At 39.7% G+C, this 16916-nt stretch carries 17 protein-coding genes; 10 read left to right on the top strand and 7 right to left on the bottom strand.

The genetic code is table 11. The annotated features are described in order from the left end of the window. Positions 1-9: 9 nt before the first annotated feature. Entirely contained in the window at positions 10-204 is a 195-nt protein-coding gene (locus tag MSBR3_RS20355; protein WP_196296949.1) for a hypothetical protein, read from the bottom strand. 775 nt (positions 205-979) lie between these two features. On the opposite strand from MSBR3_RS20355, the gene pylS reads away from it, so the two are divergent. The 7 genes from pylS to MSBR3_RS12205 all read left to right on the top strand — a co-directional run bounded on the left by pylS (position 980) and on the right by MSBR3_RS12205 (position 8706). Continuing rightward, positions 980-2236 (top strand): pyrrolysine--tRNA(Pyl) ligase, encoded by a 1257-nt coding sequence (pylS, locus tag MSBR3_RS12235; RefSeq protein ID WP_048108458.1) that lies wholly within the window; start codon positions 980-982, stop codon positions 2234-2236. A 410-nt stretch (positions 2237-2646) separates the two neighbouring features. After that, complete coding sequence (gene pylB / locus MSBR3_RS12230; RefSeq protein ID WP_048108456.1) at positions 2647-3699, top strand: methylornithine synthase PylB; 1053 nt, start codon at positions 2647-2649, stop codon at positions 3697-3699. Between the two features lies 1 nt (position 3700). Next, positions 3701-4792: a 3-methylornithine--L-lysine ligase PylC gene (gene pylC / locus MSBR3_RS12225; protein ID WP_196296948.1), complete on the top strand. Its 1092-nt coding sequence runs from the start codon at positions 3701-3703 to the stop codon at positions 4790-4792. Between the two features lie 169 nt (positions 4793-4961). Continuing rightward, positions 4962-5753 carry a 3-methylornithyl-N6-L-lysine dehydrogenase PylD gene (pylD, locus tag MSBR3_RS12220; protein ID WP_155396808.1) on the top strand — a complete coding sequence of 264 codons (792 nt, stop codon included), beginning with the start codon at positions 4962-4964 and terminating at the stop codon, positions 5751-5753. 390 nt (positions 5754-6143) lie between these two features. Further along, a complete protein-coding gene (locus tag MSBR3_RS12215; RefSeq protein ID WP_329956811.1) occupies positions 6144-6770 on the top strand; it encodes a TetR/AcrR family transcriptional regulator in 627 nt (208 codons plus the stop codon). A 114-nt stretch (positions 6771-6884) separates the two neighbouring features. After that, the gene (locus MSBR3_RS12210) at positions 6885-7691 is read left to right on the top strand and encodes a DUF1638 domain-containing protein (protein WP_048108449.1); all 807 of its coding nucleotides are present in this window, start codon (positions 6885-6887) and stop codon (positions 7689-7691) included. A 46-nt stretch (positions 7692-7737) separates the two neighbouring features. After that, the gene (locus MSBR3_RS12205) at positions 7738-8706 is read left to right on the top strand and encodes a DUF1638 domain-containing protein (RefSeq protein WP_329956810.1); all 969 of its coding nucleotides are present in this window, start codon (positions 7738-7740) and stop codon (positions 8704-8706) included. Between the two features lie 252 nt (positions 8707-8958). Here the strand turns inward: MSBR3_RS12205 and MSBR3_RS12200 are convergent, their stop codons facing one another. After that, the gene (locus MSBR3_RS12200) at positions 8959-9702 is read right to left on the bottom strand and encodes a prenyltransferase/squalene oxidase repeat-containing protein (RefSeq protein WP_048108445.1); all 744 of its coding nucleotides are present in this window, start codon (positions 9700-9702) and stop codon (positions 8959-8961) included. 150 nt (positions 9703-9852) lie between these two features. On the opposite strand from MSBR3_RS12200, the gene MSBR3_RS12195 reads away from it, so the two are divergent. After that, a complete protein-coding gene (locus MSBR3_RS12195; protein WP_230627444.1) occupies positions 9853-10365 on the top strand; it encodes a DUF134 domain-containing protein in 513 nt (170 codons plus the stop codon). Positions 10366-10567: 202 nt separating this feature from the next. Here MSBR3_RS12195 and MSBR3_RS12190 read toward each other — a convergent pair whose 3' ends face one another. From MSBR3_RS12190 to MSBR3_RS12180, 3 genes are all read right to left on the bottom strand, one after another. Further along, entirely contained in the window at positions 10568-11065 is a 498-nt protein-coding gene (locus MSBR3_RS12190) for a ferritin (RefSeq protein WP_048108442.1), read from the bottom strand. A 180-nt stretch (positions 11066-11245) separates the two neighbouring features. Further along, a complete protein-coding gene (locus MSBR3_RS12185; protein ID WP_268989151.1) occupies positions 11246-11740 on the bottom strand; it encodes a universal stress protein in 495 nt (164 codons plus the stop codon). Between the two features lie 835 nt (positions 11741-12575). After that, positions 12576-13070, bottom strand: coding sequence for a universal stress protein (locus MSBR3_RS12180; RefSeq protein ID WP_048108438.1), 495 nt, complete (start codon positions 13068-13070; stop codon positions 12576-12578). A 286-nt stretch (positions 13071-13356) separates the two neighbouring features. On the opposite strand from MSBR3_RS12180, the gene MSBR3_RS12175 reads away from it, so the two are divergent. Further along, positions 13357-14340, top strand: a complete 984-nt coding sequence (locus tag MSBR3_RS12175; RefSeq protein ID WP_048108437.1) for a DUF7490 domain-containing protein — start codon at positions 13357-13359, stop codon at positions 14338-14340. After that, a complete protein-coding gene (locus MSBR3_RS12170; RefSeq protein ID WP_048108436.1) occupies positions 14337-14594 on the top strand; it encodes a hypothetical protein in 258 nt (85 codons plus the stop codon). Before MSBR3_RS12175 ends, MSBR3_RS12170 begins: the two co-directional genes overlap by 4 nt. A gap of 285 nt (positions 14595-14879) precedes the next feature. On the opposite strand, the gene MSBR3_RS12165 is transcribed toward MSBR3_RS12170, so the two are convergent. Both MSBR3_RS12165 and MSBR3_RS12160 read right to left on the bottom strand, forming a co-directional pair. Continuing rightward, positions 14880-15539, bottom strand: coding sequence for a TfuA-related McrA-glycine thioamidation protein (locus MSBR3_RS12165; RefSeq protein WP_230627440.1), 660 nt, complete (start codon positions 15537-15539; stop codon positions 14880-14882). Continuing rightward, positions 15536-16810, bottom strand: a complete 1275-nt coding sequence (locus tag MSBR3_RS12160) for a YcaO-related McrA-glycine thioamidation protein (protein WP_048108434.1) — start codon at positions 16808-16810, stop codon at positions 15536-15538. The genes MSBR3_RS12165 and MSBR3_RS12160 overlap by 4 nt, the downstream gene beginning before the upstream one ends. Between the last annotated feature and the right edge of the window lie 106 nt (positions 16811-16916).

Raw genomic sequence — 16916 nt, 5'->3', positions numbered from 1 at the left:
GTTCAACCGTTAACCCACAAACGTTACGATGTTGACCTTGTCGTTGCTAAGATATTTTCGGTCAAGCCTTTTTTGAAAAGGGTTGTTCCACAACCGTTGACCCGCAACCGTTGACCCGCAACCGTTGCGCCGGTTGATCACGCCTATAGGGTTTGGGAATAAGTTTCTCAAATTCGAACGTTGCCAGAATTTTCGATCAACCATTGCACCGATTGATCACGCCGTCACATCGTTTTCGAGCAAGTAGGAACTTTCGGGCATTCTTTTTCAAAAGGTTTGCGGGGAAACCGGTCCCTTTCAGCAAATTGAAAAGCAACTTATCTTGTCCATAATTCAGCCCTCTTGAGCGAAGCGAAAAGGGCCCCGTCCTCCCGAGACGGAACTCGGGTAATTCAGCCCTCTTGAGCGAAGCGAAAAGGGCCCCGTCCTCCCGAGACGGAACTCGGGTAATTCAGCCCTCTTGAGCGAAGCGAAAAGGGCCCCGTCCTCCCGAGACGGGACTCGGGTGACGGAACCCGGGCAATAAACTTATAAATAATAACTTGTTTTCCTTAATTTTTCACCAATAAACATATATATTAAACAATATTATTTTATACTACTAATTAAGACCACCATATAGGAAGCAAAACGCTTGTTCAATCTATTTTGCCTAGGAGGAAACCTGATCATGTAGATCGAATGGACTCTAAATCCGTTCAGCCGGGTTAGATTCCCGGGGTTTCCGCCATATTTCTGAATCCCGGAATGGTAATATAATAACATTCAAGATACATTCAGAATATTCCGCTGGAATCTTTTATAAAAGCTGGATATATTTTTCCAGACTATATAAATTGTTTCTGTTATGTGGATCGATTTTATTTTCCGGGTAGCTGTCAGCAAATTGCTGACTCCGTGCTTATATTCAGTAAGCCGGGATTTTGAAATACTATTTCTTGGAAATCATCCGGGCTTTTAATTCACCAGGGGTGACACTATGGATAAAAAACCATTAGATGCTCTAATATCTGCTACCGGGCTCTGGATGTCCAGGACTGGCATGCTCCACAAAATCAAACACTATGAGGTCTCAAGAAGGAAAATATATATTGAAATGGCGTGTGGAGACCATCTTATTGTTAATAATTCCAGGAGTTGTAGAACAGCCAGAGCATTCAGACATCATAAATACAGGAAAACCTGCAAACATTGTAAAGTTTCAAATGAGGATATAACTAATTTCCTCACAAACTCGAGCGAGAGCAAAACCAGTGTAAAAGTTAAGGTAGTTTCTGCTCCGAAGGTCAAGAAAGCCATGCCGAAATCAGTCTCAAGGGCTCCGAAGCCTCTGGAGAATCCTTCTGCACAGGCGTCAACGAACAAATCTGGATCTGTACCTTCGCCTGCAAAATCAGCTCTAAGTTCGTCTGTTCCAGCATCAGCACCTGCTCCTGCACTTACACGAAGCCAGCTTGATAGGGTTGAAGCTCTCTTAAGTCCGGAGGACAAAATCTCTCTCAATGTGACAAAGCCGTTCAGGGAACTTGAATCCGAACTGGTGACAAGAAGAAAAGACGATTTTCAGCGGATCTATGCCGATGACAGGGAAAACTATCTCGGAAAACTCGAACGTGATATTACGAAATTTTTCGTGGATCGGGGTTTTCTGGAAATCAAGTCACCTATCCTTATTCCGGCAGAATATGTGGAGAGAATGGGCATTAATAGTGATATTGAACTTTCAAAACAGGTCTTCAGGATAGATAAAAATCTCTGCTTGAGGCCGATGCTTGCCCCTAATCTTTACAACTACCTGCGAAAACTCGATAGGATTTTACCAGATCCGATAAAGATCTTTGAAATCGGGCCTTGTTACCGGAAAGAGTCTGACGGCAAAGAACACCTTGAAGAGTTTACAATGGTGAATTTCTGTCAGATGGGTTCGGGCTGTACCAGGGAAAATCTTGAAGCCCTCATCAAAGAGTTTCTGGACTATCTGGAAATCGACTTCGAAATCATAGGAGATTCCTGTATGGTCTATGGGGATACTCTCGATATAATGCACGGAGACCTGGAGCTTTCTTCAGCAGTTGTCGGACCGGTTCCTCTTGATAGAGAATGGGGCATTGACAAACCCTGGATAGGCGCAGGTTTCGGGCTTGAGCGCTTGCTCAAGGTCATGCACAATTTTAAAAATATCAAAAGGGCATCAAGGTCAGAATCTTACTATAATGGTATTTCAACCAGTTTGTAAGTTTGAAAACCTATTTAAAGCAGTTTGAGGCCGCTAAATACAGATTGAAGATATCAGAGCTTCACATTGAATGGCAATAAAAAGTGGCAAAATGTAATATGGCAATAAAAAGTGGCAAAATGTAATATGGCAATAAAAAGTGGCAAAATGTAAAGTGGCAATAAAGAATGACAAATGTAAAATGGCAATAAAGAATGGCAAAACATAAAATGGCAATAAAGAATGGCAAAACATAAAATGGCGATAAAGAATGGCAAAATGTAAAATAACAATATTGAATGGCAATATTGAATAAAAAATGGGATGGTAAATACTCAATATGGTAAAATAGGCTAAATGGCGAGATTGAATTCTTAATCGGCCTTTTTAAGGTCGATAAACATCTAAATAATTTATGAGAGGGTGAAATTTTGATCCAAAAAATGGCACTTGATAAATTTGACAGTTTAGGGAAAAAGGTCATTGAAGGGTACCAATTAACTGATGATGACTTGAGAGCTCTTCTTTCCCTTGAATCCGAAAAAGACCTGGAAAGACTCTACTCTGCAGCGCGAAAAGTAAGAGATCATTATTTTGGCAACAGGGTATTTCTTAATTGTTTCATCTATTTCTCTACTTACTGTAAAAATCAATGTTCTTTTTGCTACTATAATTGTCGAAACGAGATCCATCGCTATCGACTGACCATGGAAGAGATAAAAGAAACCTGCAAAGCCCTGAAAGGAGCAGGCTTTCATATGGTTGACCTGACCATGGGAGAAGACCCCTATTACTATGAAGATCCGGACCGGTTCGTTGAGCTTGTCCAGATAGTAAAAGAGGAACTTGGGTTACCCATAATGATTTCTCCGGGATTGATGGATAATGCTACTCTTCTCAAAGCCAGGGAAAAAGGAGCAAACTTCCTTGCCCTTTACCAGGAAACATATGACACCGAACTCTATAGGAAACTTAGAGTTGAACAGTCATTCGATGGGCGTGTCAACGCACGCCGTTTTGCTAAAAAGCAGGGATATTGTATAGAAGACGGAATCCTCACAGGGGTTGGAAATGATATTGAATCCACTATTTTGTCCTTAAGGGGAATGAGTACAAACAATCCTGATATGGTCAGAGTTATGACCTTCCTGCCCCAGGATGGAACCCCGCTTGAAGGTTTCAGAGATAAATCAAACCTCTCGGAACTGAAAATCATCTCGGTTCTCAGGTTAATGTTTCCCAAACGCCTCATTCCTGCTTCCCTTGACCTGGAAGGCATTGACGGCATGGTCCACCGCTTAAACGCAGGAGCAAACATTGTTACTTCTATTCTTCCTCCTGATTCCCAACTAGAAGGCGTTGCAAACTATGACCGTGACCTTGAAGAAAGAGACCGGGATATAAAAAGTGTTGTCAGAAGGCTTGAGATTATGGGTATGAAACCTGCCCTGCAGGCTGACTTTGAGACAATCCTGGGGTGCTAGCTTGAAAACGATCTGTCTTGTAGGTGGGAAACTCCAGGGCTTCGAAGCTGCGTATCTATCTAAAAAAGCCGGAATAAAAGTAGTTCTGGTAGATAAAAATCCGCAGGCTCTCATCCGTAACTATGCGGATGAGTTTTACTGTTTTGACGTAATAAAGGAGCCTGAGAAACTTCTTGATCTCTCAATAAAGGTTGATGCTATACTTCCTGTCAACGAAAACCTGGCCTGCATCGAATTTCTGAATTCAATCAAAGAAAAGTTCTCTTGTCCGGTTCTTTTCGATTTTGATGCTTATCGAGTAAGCAGGGATAAGAAAAGTTCAAAAGATTACTTTAAGTCCATAGGAGTCCCGACTCCGCAGGACAAGCCTTCAGAGCCACCTTATTTTGTAAAGCCACCCTGTGAAAGCAGCAGTGTGGGGACCAGGATCATTTACGATAATGAAGAGCTTGGAACCCTTGAGCCTGACATGCTGGTTGAAGAATATGTGGAAGGTGAGGTCGTTTCTCTCGAAGTTATAGGTGATGGAAGTAATTTTGCCGTGGTAAAAGAGACCCAGGTCCATATAGACGAAACTTATGACTGCCACATGGTAACTCCGCTTCCTGCTAATCCTTTATTCAGGCAGATCTCCCATGCTCTTGCAGCAAACCTTTCCTTGAAAGGGATTATGGATGTGGAAGCAATCTTCGGTCCAAAAGGGCTTAAAGTAATCGAAATTGATGCTCGTTTCCCAAGCCAGACCCCGACAGTCGTTTATTATTCTTCAGGGATCAACCTGATAGAACTCCTGTTCCGTGCCTTTACTGACGGTATTGAGGAAACCGGGTCTTTTCCCGAGGATAAATATTGCATTTATGAGCATCTTATGCTTGGAGAAAACGGGATTCTTGTTCCTGTGGGAGAACAGGTATTTTCCATGGGGAGTGATTACGGAAAATTCTATGAAGAACCTGGCATTGAGATTTTTCTATGCAAAGGAGAGAATCCGGTATTTACCCTGATTTTCTGGGGCAAAGACAGGGAAGAAGCCGGAGCAAAAAAATGCAAAGGACTTTCAGTTCTGAAAGATCGTTTCGGAGCAGCTGTCTGAAAGAGTATTAAAGTAAATTAAAAAGGAAATGAAAAATAATATTTAGTGAATCTAAGACTTAGAACACTCAAATTTTGATAAAATGGCATTAAATACCCAGGTTTAAGGAAATCAAATTTTATTAAATCCGAATTTAATGAAATTAGACTTAAATCCCCCAAAACATAAAATGGCGATAAAAATGGCACTTTTAACTCCAAACGATTTGATAAATATTAATAAACAGCTTCAGGAAGCCGATTCTACTGTTCAAAGAGTAACAGGGCTTGACATAAAAGGCATCTGTAAAGCTCTCTACGGTACTTTCCCTGGTTCCGAAAAAGTAGGTATTGTTCCCGTAACTTCGGGAAATGGGATAATAGGAAACTTTTCCGCTTCCCTGAACGCGATTACTCAGTATTTCGGATTTGAAAGTTTTGTTACGGATATGCTGGATGTTAGCGGCTATTATGAAGCTGTACGGAACGGAGCTGAGATTATTCTCATGGCCGACGACTACACTTTTCTTGCGCATAACCTCAAAAACGGAAAAATGGCCAATAACCAACCCTGCACAGGTATAATTTATGCTGAGATTGCTTCCAGATACCTGAAAGCCGATTCAAAGAACGTACTTGTTGTGGGACTCGGAAAGGTAGGTTTTCCCGGAGCAGCCCACCTTGTGCAGAAAGGCTTCAGGGTTTACGGTTATGATCCTGATGAAAACTTCCTTCAGAGAGCCGTTTCAAGCCTCGGGGTTATCCCGTTCAACCCTGAAAAACCAAAAAAGTTTTCCATTATTTTCGAAGCGACTCCGTGCGCAAACACGATTCCTGAACCTGTACTTTCGGAGAACTGCGTGCTTTCAACTCCAGGAATTCCCTGTGCAATCTCTGAAGAACTTCGAACAAAATATGATGTACAACTTGTAGCTGAACCTCTTGGAATCGGAACGGTATCAATGCTGTATTCTGTGCTCTAACACTCGATTCCCATCTCGCTCAAATTCTGTCTCGATAGGACAGCCCCAATTGCGCTTCAAGATTGCAGAAAAATCTTCGGTTTTCTGGGAATTGCTATGTAATCACAACAGCAGGCTGTCCTCTTCGCTCCGCTCAAGAATTCCGATCTTTTATTAAATGGTTATTTAAACCGATACTTACTTATATGTAAGTAAGTATATTCTATAGTGAAGATAAACTCAGATTGCGATTCTAAAAATCCAGATGAGGGCTAATGAGCATCTTCGGTGCATACTGAGGGGAGTACTTTATGAAATGTAAGAGAATATGAAATGTAAGATAACGTGAAATGTAAGATAATATAAAATGTAAGATGTTTCTCATATAATAAAGCGAAAAACTAAGTTTATATGAATGAGCACTATTCAATTAACTCATTAAAGAATACAAGTGTTGTTATGAAGGACATAAATCAGACTAATCAACAAATACTCTATTACGCAAGGAATTTTTTGCAATGTAGAGGCTATAATGGATTTAGTTACAAAGATATTTCTCAAAAACTGGGAATAAAGAATGCAGCAATTCATAACTACTATCCCAAAAAAGAAGATCTGGTTGCAGCCTTGCTCGAAGACAGCAGAAAGAGTTTAGCTGCAAATATTACTCAAATAGAGGAATCTGGGAGCTCAGCCCGTGATCAGCTTCAATACTACTTTGATTATGCACTGAAAGAGTTTGATGAAGGCAAAAGTATCTGTCCTCCAGGCTCGGTAATTCTCGATTTTGAAGAACTTCCTGAGAAAGTTAAAAAGCAAAATTTGCTGTTACTGGATGATATCTTGGCCTGGATTTCCAGAGTTCTTAAAATTGGTTTGGAACAGGGAGAATTTAGTTTTTCCGATCCTGTGGAGGCACGTGCAGAGTTGGTAGTCGAAGCCTTAATGGGTGCCAGACAATTATCCAGCATTAAAGGGAGAAAAACACTAGTTAGATCCATTTCTCTAATTAAATTCGACCTTGGGTGGAAGGATTGATTTTTTTCCTAACCATAACTTACTTATATGTAAGTAAGTATATTATCCTAATATAAATAAATCTGTTTCTCAAAAATTAGATCTTCTGGCAAGACTTCTGAGGAGGATATCTCAATGCCTACCATGAGTATTATTTCATGTAAGATAATGCAGGATGAAATTATCTGGATTCTTGAAAATGACTCTTCCATTGATGAGATCGTTATAGTTGATAATGAAAATATACGAGAATTCGTAGAAAAACTGGATAAAGTAAACCTTCAGTATAAAGTGCTCTCTCTGGAAGATATTTCCTCACTTCCCGAAATTAAAAGTGAGTGTAAATATACGGTTTTGATTCATCTGATGGAACTGGGCCTTCATAGAAGTCCTAAAGAGTTGAAAATTAAGGTATATGAGACTATAAAGACTCTTGCTCCATTTTCGTCGGGTATTTTACTCTTTTACGGTTTATGTGGAAATGTACTGGGAGACGTTGAAAAAGATTTTGAAAAGGATTTTGGACTTAGTTCAATCTCATGTCCTGTCCGCATCCTTAAAGACAAAGACCACAGGATTGTAGACGACTGCATAGGAGCTACTGTAGGAGGAGTTAATAACTATTTAAAGATACTCAAAAGTGTTAGTGATGCTGGAACATACCTCTTTACTCCCATGTACAGCAAGGGCTGGAAGGAAATACTTGACCTGAATAAGCTAAATAAAGACCCTGTCAAAGCATTGAAATTAATGAAAAAAACCCATGAAATGATTGGTTACAAAAGAGTTGCTAAGATTAATACTGGCCTCAAATATACCGAAAATTTCGACGCTTCTATTCGGGAGTTTGCAAATTTGTTTGATTTCGAAATTTTGGAATTCGATGATGGTAATCAGGAAATCTTTAAAGATTGCTATAACGAACTCAAAATGGAAATTTAGAAAAAAACAAAATGTTGAAATGTATTGAAAAAATTTGCGTTTGTATATGAACGGTGAGCGGATGCCTGTACTTAGCATAATTGCCTGTGAAATGCTTGAAGACGAACTGGCATATGTCCTCTCAGAAGACCACGATTTGGGTCAATTGATTGTACTTGAAAACAGGCAAAGTTTCAGGTTTGTTCGAAAGCTTAAATCCAGAAATTGCCAGCTCAGACTTTTTCCTTTGGAAAAGGTACCTATTTTTTTAAAAGGGGTAAATAACTCCGTATATAATTCTGCATCTGTGAATATCTTGAAACTTTTATTGAAATTTCAATTTTTCGAGAAAATACCTCATCATATCAGAAAAAAAAGTAAAGAAAAGAACAATGAAAAGAACAATGAAAAGAACGATGAAAAAAACGATGAAAAAAACAATGAAAAGAACAAAGAAAAGCCTATTATTGTTGTAAACACTCTGAAACTTGGGCTACATGCAGATTGTGAACTCTTAAGATCTGAAATCTACCAGCATATTAAAAAAATGGCAGCTTTTTCAGATGGCATTCTTATTTTCTATGGAAATTGTGGGCACTCTCTTAGGAACACGGAAGAGGAGTTTAAAGATCTCCCTTGCTCTCTTTACTTCCTCAAAGATGAAAAAGGAGAGATCGTGGACGATTGTATTAGCGTAGCTCTTGGGGGCAACGATAATTATGCTGAAGTTATGCAGGGTGGGAATGGTACGGGTATGATATATCTGACTCCTATGTGGGCTTCCAGTTGGAAACAAATGAGAAAGGAATCTAATAACACTTCTGACTTTAATGACAGTTTTTTGAAAAGGCATTATAAAAAGGTTGTCAAAATCAATAATAATATTTCTACAGGAAGTGAATTCGATGAAAATGTCTTGGATTATGCCCAAACTTTTGATATGAGTATTGCTGAAATGGAAGGAAGTATGGAAATAGCAAGTAGATCCTATCTAAATGCCAAAAACAATGTTTGTAAAAGAGTATTATCAGATTAAAAATAATTAAAAGAATACGCTGAAAATAAAAGAAGGAAAAACAAAATAACGAAGACAAATTTTTTATTATTTCAAGCCACTTGAAGTAATTTTAAGTTATTTCAAGCCATTTCAAGTCATTTCAAGCCATTTCAAGCCATTTCAAGCCATTCCAAGTCTTTATGATTTTTTCTAAGTCTCTTCAAATCTTCTCAAGTCTCTTTGAGTTTTTTTCAAGTCTCTTCAATTCTATTCGAGTCTTTTTAAGTTTTTTCAACTCTTTTTATAAAGCCCCAATGTACTTAGAGTCAGAGCAGTAGCGTTTATATCGTCGCCTTTATTTCCCCATGCTCCATTTTCATGGACGTTTTCAAGGAGCCAATTGACTGAATCTTCAACCTCATCTTTAAAACCTGCAAGAAGCAGGGCCTGAATTGCAAGATTGCTTGTGGAAATGTGTATCCAGCCGCCGTCTAGCCTTTTTTTTGAAAGAATCCATCTGGCTTTTTCCTGGATAAAAGTTTCAAAGGTTCTGGTCTTTGTCAGATTATCCTGTTTTTTGAGAGCTGTGATTATAAGGGATGTAGTGCCAATCTGTTCCCAGGCAGGGCAATAATTTTCGGATAGCCAGTTGCATCCGTCTTTGTTCTGAGTTCCCATGTCTGCAAGCGCTGCAAGGGCATAGGCTGTGTCGTAAACATCTCTGTTCCAGAAGTTTTCTTTTTTTCTGGCGAGCAGCCATCTTGCTGAAGCCGTGAATACTATTCCTTCTGTTGAAAGGGCTGAGCTGGCCCTTGCGGTGTCTCTGATTGAAGAGTTCCAGGAACCATCGTTATCCTGTTCAAGAATAAGGCGGGTTATGTAAGGGTTTGGAAGTTCCCAGAGGGCATGTGCGGATAAGGTACTTGAAAGTTCCTTTACGGACTGAATTCGCTGGGCAGAGAGCCATTCAAAACTGTTTTTCACAATATCGAATTCCAGGTTGTTTGACATTTTATTGTGCTTTTCAGGCTTCATATATTAATACCTGACTGCATAGTCTTTTACTTAATTTCTAAATTTTTATTTTTAGATATTGTACAAGGGATAAACTATATCTAAAATTACGCATTATTATGCATAATGGTGCGCCCAAGGAAACGAAAATTAGTGAATTTCGAGCATCGAATGAGACACTTCAAACCTGAAGGCTTAGAAGAGGACCATTTAGAAAGAGATCATTTTGAAAAAAATCATTTTGAAAAAAATCGTTTAGAGAAAGATAATCTGGAAGAAGTAGTCCTGACAGTTGATGAACTTGAAACCATGAGATTAAGTTTCCTGGAAAGTTTATCTCAAACTGAGGCTGCAACCTGCATGGATGTTCACCAGTCTACTTTCCAGAGGACACTTAAAAGAGCACTTGTAAAGATAACCGAAGCACTTGTTTATGGAAAATCAGTAAGAATCGAAGGAGGAAATTATAGGATGCCAGGAGGAGACGGTAATGGTCCCGAAGGTAAAGGGCCTGGAATAGGCAGAGGTGGAAAAGGCAAAGGAAGGTGCAGGGGAAGAAGTTCTGGAGGTCCTGACGGAATGTGCATATGCTCTGAATGTGGATATGAAGCGCCCCATAAGCCTGGCGTGCCCTGCATTGAGGTCAAGTGTGAAAAGTGTGGGACTCCAATGGTCAGAAAGTAATTTTTGAAGTGGGCAAAAAGAAGAGAGTTAAAAGAGACAGCTTCCCGGATAACAATAATTTTTGAATCGAATCAAGATTTAAAACTAATTATTTAAGTTTAAACTAATTATCTGAGTTTAAACTAATTATCTGAGTTTAAACTAATTATCTGAGTTTAAACTAATTATCTGAGTTTAAACTAATTATCTGAGTTTAAACTAATTATCTGAGAGAAATTCTTTTTGCCAGCTCTTCATCAACTGAATAAACTACATATTCATTTTTATCAATGCCTTTCAGTTTGGCGATAACTTCGTTGTCGTTCTCTTCCTCTTCGACCTGCTCTTCAACATACCATTGAAGGAAAGAAGCCGTAGCTTCATCTTTTTCAGCACGGGCAAGCTCTACCAGCTCATTAATTGAGCGGGTGATGAACTGTTCGTGCTTCAGAGTCTGCTGGAACATTTCCATAGCTGTCCCAAATTCCATGGGTGGCTCTTTGATCTCCTTAAGTTTAACCTTTCCACCCTGACTGTTTACGTAATCAAAGAGCTTCATTGCATGGATATTTTCTTCGTCAACCTGGACTCTAAACCAGTGGGCAAAGCCCGGAAGCCCAACTGATGAACTATATGCTGACATTGCAAGGTACAGATAAGACGAGTACATTTCTTTATTGATTTGTTCATTCAGTGCTTCTTCCATCTTTTCATTCAGCATTGGTTTTCCCTCCCGTTCCTGAATATAACCTGAAAATTCGTTCTGTAATTCTTCTTTTTAAAACTAGTATGCATGCACATATTCCTTTTTGGTCAACATATATTCTTTTTGACCAATTTTTTATAAAGTTTGTTTGAAATAGTTACCTGGTACAGTTTCTTGGTTTAGATTTCCGACTTTTCACTTTGTCTCATTAGATGCGATACTGGATGAAATTTCTTTATCTTCTTGACCACAACGGACAAAACTTTTAGGTTTAACTCTCTGATGTACGATAAGTACCGGGATTTTCGAGTTTCTCACAACTTTTTCGGATACGCTTCCAAGCATGAAACGTTTAACCCCGCTTTTTCCAGTAGAGCCTATGACAATCATATCAACTTTTTGATTCTCTGCGAAATCAAGGATTTTTTCAGCCGTATTTCCTTTAAGCAGTATGGTTGCAGCTTCTATCCCGGAAGCTTTTGCTTTTTCTTCTATGCAGCAAATTGCGTCACGGCCAACTCTTTCAAATTGTTCATAGACATTTTTTACCCACGATTCATCCATCAGAACGGAGTCAAGAAAGCTTATATCTATGACATATAAGGCATAGACTTTTGCCCCAATGTACCCAGCAATTTCCATCCCGAAATCCACTACATTTTCAGCGGCTTTTGAGCCGTCAGTAGCAATCAGAATTTGCCTTTGTAGTTTGGGTTTAAGCTCACTGCTCTCCTCTATACGTACCCCCTCCGTAGTTATTTTACCCCCTATACTTACTCCCTATACTTACTCCCTATACTTACTCCCATTAGATTACAATATATTAGATTTATTAGGTTTGTTATTAGATTTACTATAATTATGCTATTATATTATTATATTATTATATTCTTATATTATTATATTATTAATGAGTTAATACTGAAATCTGTCTTATTTTTACTAATTTATGTTTCTATAATTGCTTTCAAGATAGGAAACTCGACTATTCAAAAGATAAGTTTCAATAATAAACTTCAAAACAAAAAATTTGAATTATGGATTTGTTTCATTAAAGTATTCCGGAGTTCATCCCTCTCGCAAGCTCTTTTCGTCTAAGATAAGTACCTGAACTTGTGCGTTTCTGACAATTTCTTCAACGATTTTTTTCAGACACGTTTCCAAGAAGAAAGCGTTTGACATTGTTTTTCCCGAGAAATCTCACCAAAATCACATCAGTGACACTTATTGTCCACGCATCGTTCTCCGAACCGTCAGTAGCAGTCAGGATTTTCTGTAAAGGTTTCTCTATACCCTTTTCCTCCCCACCTACCCCTGCTTTAAGCTCATTCTTTAACTTAGCGACTAGCCTAATTCAGGACTTACGCATTTGAGAAACAAGATCAATTACGGCAAAGAATGGGGATCAAAGCCATATTCTAGACAGTTAATGGTCTAATGATATTGATTTCTCGGTTCGACTGCGTAAGTCCTAAAATTGTTTCTAAAAAGGATCAAATTATCCAATTTAGCTACTCAGAACTGGTTATTCCTGTATCAATTTTTTCTCACTTTTATGCCGTTCTCGAACAACCAGGACCGGAATTTTTGCATGCCTTATAACTTTTTCGGATACGCTCCCAAGCAGTATGCGCTCATATCCGCTTTTTCCAAGCGAACCCATTATGATCATATCGATATTATTATCTTCTGCAAAAGTCACAATCTTCTCAGCCGGATGGCCTCTAAGCACCCTCGATTCCACTTCCACTCCTGCAGCTTCTCCAATTTTTTCTATATAAGAGGTTGCTTCACGTCCTTCTTTCTCGAATTCTTCAAGCACTTTGTCTGACCAGATTTGATCCAGCGGAACTGAACGGTAAGGTGTTGTATCGATGACATAAACAGCAAATATTTTTGCCCCACTACACCCAACCATTTCGATCCCAAAGTCTGCGGCTTCGTTTGCTGTCTCTGAGCCATCGGTAGCGATCAGTATCTGTCTTTGCGGTCTAGATTCAATTTCAATAGTTCCCATTATTACCCCTCATTTTATCAATCTGTATTCCTGGATTTCATTCCAGTATCCGGAACTTTCATCTTTTTTACAGTTTACGGTTTTTTTCAGTACTTCAGAGGCACAGATCGCAATTAGAGTCCTTTAAACTTGCGTTCTATGTTCTGACCACCTTATTTTGTCCTCTATCTGAATATTGATGTGTTCATATTAATAATTTTCATTCAATTGTTCTCTGAAGAAGAAAAAGCGTCCATGAAGGCAAAAAGTATATACTTTGGAATATAATTATCAAAGAGGAGGGCAGATCTTGAAAAAATTGGGAATTAAGTCATCTCAAATCTTATTTTTGAAAAGTTTACTCTTAATATTCTTTATTACTATTTTCGCCGTTGGAAGCGGCTGTGTCAAGAGTTTTGAAGAAGAGAGCTACTATAATGTTAGGGATATGGATATCTCAGCAGACCGTACAGGAGCAGCTTTCATAGATCTGAACGTCACAACGTATGTCGAAAAAGTTCAGGGGGACAGTGCGAAAAATACCTCACTTCTCCTTAAAGCCTATAGCCGTGAAAGTGGGCTGCTTAAAACACAGAAGAAGATAGAACTGGGAGCGCTAAAGAAAGGAGATACGAAATCAGTAAGTCAGGTCCTGACCCTTCCGAAAGTTGGAGGATACGATCTCCAGAGTGTCCTTTTTGAGGAAAATGTGCAGAAAAGCAATGGAGAAATCAAAGTTTACAACCTGGATTCCTTGCCTGCGGATGTACAGGAAACAGGGCTTGGAATCCCCGAGATGGACTTCAGGGTGAAAAAAGTGGAAGGCGGTAAAGTCCTTGTTGAAAGCGATATCTATCTGACAAATGAAGGCAGGGAAACCAGCAAAGATTTTCGCATGCTTGTTAAGGTCCGTGAAATGGATGCCGGACTCCTTGCGGATAAAGTCTGGACGCACACAGGAGAAATCAAACCTGAAGCCACAATTATCCAGACTGTCAACCTGACAATGCCTGACCAGTACAATTACGTTGTAGAAGTCCTGATCTGGAACAATGATACCATTGTCGAGCGTGGAGAAGATTATATTCAGCTCAACCCCGTAGTTGAGGTTAAAGATAAAAATACCACTAAAGCTCGAGAAATTCAGACAAGCGAATTTGAAAATGTGGTGGAACCCGAAGAGATTCCTGAAGAGGAATATAAAAGTGCAAAAGAAGATTCACCAGGATTCAGCCTATCTTTATCTGCAATTTTGATCTGTCTGGTAGTAATTCTGAGGAGGCGGTTTGCATGAGTGAAACCTTAGACATGAGACCAGAGCCAAAAGGGGAAAAAGTGTCAGACATGGGGGAGAACTTCAAAAAAGGAATCTTTCTTATTTCAATGCTGCTTCTACTTGTAGCCACTTTCCAGCTCTATTTCTCCATAGAGCGGATAATTGAAATTTGGTTTGAGCATCAATATATTCCAATTTTCAGGGCTGTTTACAACTTCCTTGTCTTGATTGCAAGTCTGTACATCATCAGGCTATACATTGTAAAACGCTGAAAAAAGCTGGAAAAGGGAAAAGCTGGAAAAGGGAAAAGCTGGAAAAGGGAAAAGCTGGAAAAGGGAAAAGCTGGAAAAGGGAAAAGCTGGAAATAGAAAAGCTGGAAATAGAAAAGCTGGAAATAGAAAAGCTGGAAATAGAAAAGCTGGAAATAGAAAAGCTGGAAAAGGGAAAAGCTGGAAATAGAAAAAGCTGAAAAAAGTCTAAAAATTAGAAACTGCTACTCGGAGAGGTATGAAAGGGAAAATCTGAAAGGAGAAACTTGAAAGTAGACGTTTGAAGTTTCAAGCTTCTTCAATCAGTTTTTTTACGGTTTCAAGTACCAGGACCGCATCTTCCATTTTTACGTCAACTTCATTGCCTGTGAAAAAATTCAGAAAGGATTTTTTCTTTTCTTCCGGGATTAGCCCTTTTTTTGCCCCTTCTTTTACAAGTCCGAGATAGCTCCGGTCAGGATAATAAGTGTTAATTGCAAGCTCCAGAAGACCGTCATGTTCTTCTTTACTCAAAAGTCCTGAGGCAAATGCGGCTTTTAGCGTTTCTCTTATATTGACAAGGGGTACGGAAATGGGCTCGAAAGTGTCAGGGTTTGTGCTTACTGCAACTTCATCATCTGATTCGATTACACCGTCCCTGTACCATTCGTAAACCTTTCCTACTCCTATCATGCCGTGGACATCCAGTTCAGAAGCCCGTAGAGCTCCCATGCTGGCACCTCCAACTACCTTTACACCTGCATCAAGCGCAGACAGAATCTCCCTGTGTCCAACAGCTGCCCTGTCAAAAAACATTCCGTCTATTATTCCTATTACCTTATACCCTTTCTGAACGAATTTTTCAAGCTGGAACCTGCGTACAGGAGGCTGGTAATTTGCCCTGAGAACTTTTCTTGCGTCCTCATGGCTAATGCTGTTGCCTGTAAAGATCACCACTTTTGCTTTCATCGTCTCTTCCACGGCTTTTCATTTTTGTTTCTGGAGAATTCTTTCTTCCTTTGAGAGCCGATCCTTTTTCCTTTCCGATCCCTGTCAATAGTGAAAAGTTCTAATCCGGGAATTATTACTCGCACAACCGGCACTTTAATCTCTTCTCTTGAGAGGTCTACCACCAGCACTCTTTCGGCTAGACCTTTAAGTTTTTCGAGGATTACATCGATATTTTCTGCAGGGCTTTTTCTGGATAGGTCCTGTACTTCGGAAAGAGATATTTTTTCTCCATCTTCAAACCAGAACCTGTTTAACCGCTTCATGCGGTCATATCCCACACTTCGGATAAAACCTTCTCTATCCGTGTCTTCCCTTGCTCCCTGAATTTGAACTACTCGTGATTGGGCAGCTTCGGTTATAGCTCTCGCAACTGCAATTTCGGGTTTCAGGTGGGAGCCTGCACCCATGACGAGAAGCGCAGGGTCTTTAAGTTTTACGTCATCAGTTACCGCAATTACTGTCGGAATGCCGGTATCGCTCGGGACCAGCCAGATTTTGAGTTCTATTCCTGCATCTTTAAATTTGCTGGCAAGTTCGTACAGGTATCCATCTTTCTCAGTTAGCACGATTTCTTTTCCGAGATTGCGGGAATACTGTGCTATGCTTATTGCGTCCCTTTCTATAACCTCAAGCATCCCGTGAAGAATAGCTTCTTCAATCACGTTTCCGGACGCCAGCCCATTGGTATTGCTCAGGAAGAGTTTCTGACATTGTCCGGGTGAGTCGTACGGGTGATAAACCGAGTTAGAGCTTACGAACACTTCTTCATTGTTCATTAAATCGTATGTTCCAACCCATTCAAGCAAAGACTGGGGAAGATAAGGCTGGGGTAGAAGTAGCGTTGCAGGGTCGAGCACTGTGCAGCTTTCTATAGCTCTGACATAGGATTCTACAAGGGTCGGGGCAGAAATCTCACTTTTAATATTTGCGTTCAGGCCAGGTCTTTCTGCAAGGCAGCGCTCAAAACTTTCCATTATCGCCGAAATCCGGGCCCTTTGCTCAGTTGAGCCCTTGCCTGAGTATATACTGATCGCTCCCCTTGCGGCACTGGGGCGGATTGCCGAAAAAATAGGGATTCCTAGCCTGTCAAGGTTTGTAATATCTGCAATTCGGGTAACCCCTATCTTTTTTATCTCATCTTTAGTGTTTTCCAGGGTTGTGGCTTCATCATATACTCGCTGTGTCCCTTCGAGATATGAGATCGATCTGTCAAGTTTTATTTCAGGCATAATTAGAAACCTTCCATCTCTTGTTATTATACTTTGTGATTTTTCGGGTGTCAACCTTTTAGGGAGATCTACATAATTTCTCTTCAGACTTTTTGGAAATATGAAT

It is taken from the genome of Methanosarcina barkeri 3 (assembly GCF_000970305.1).
Taxonomy (GTDB): domain Archaea; phylum Halobacteriota; class Methanosarcinia; order Methanosarcinales; family Methanosarcinaceae; genus Methanosarcina; species Methanosarcina barkeri_A.
This window is presented reverse-complemented; position numbering and strand designations above follow the sequence as displayed.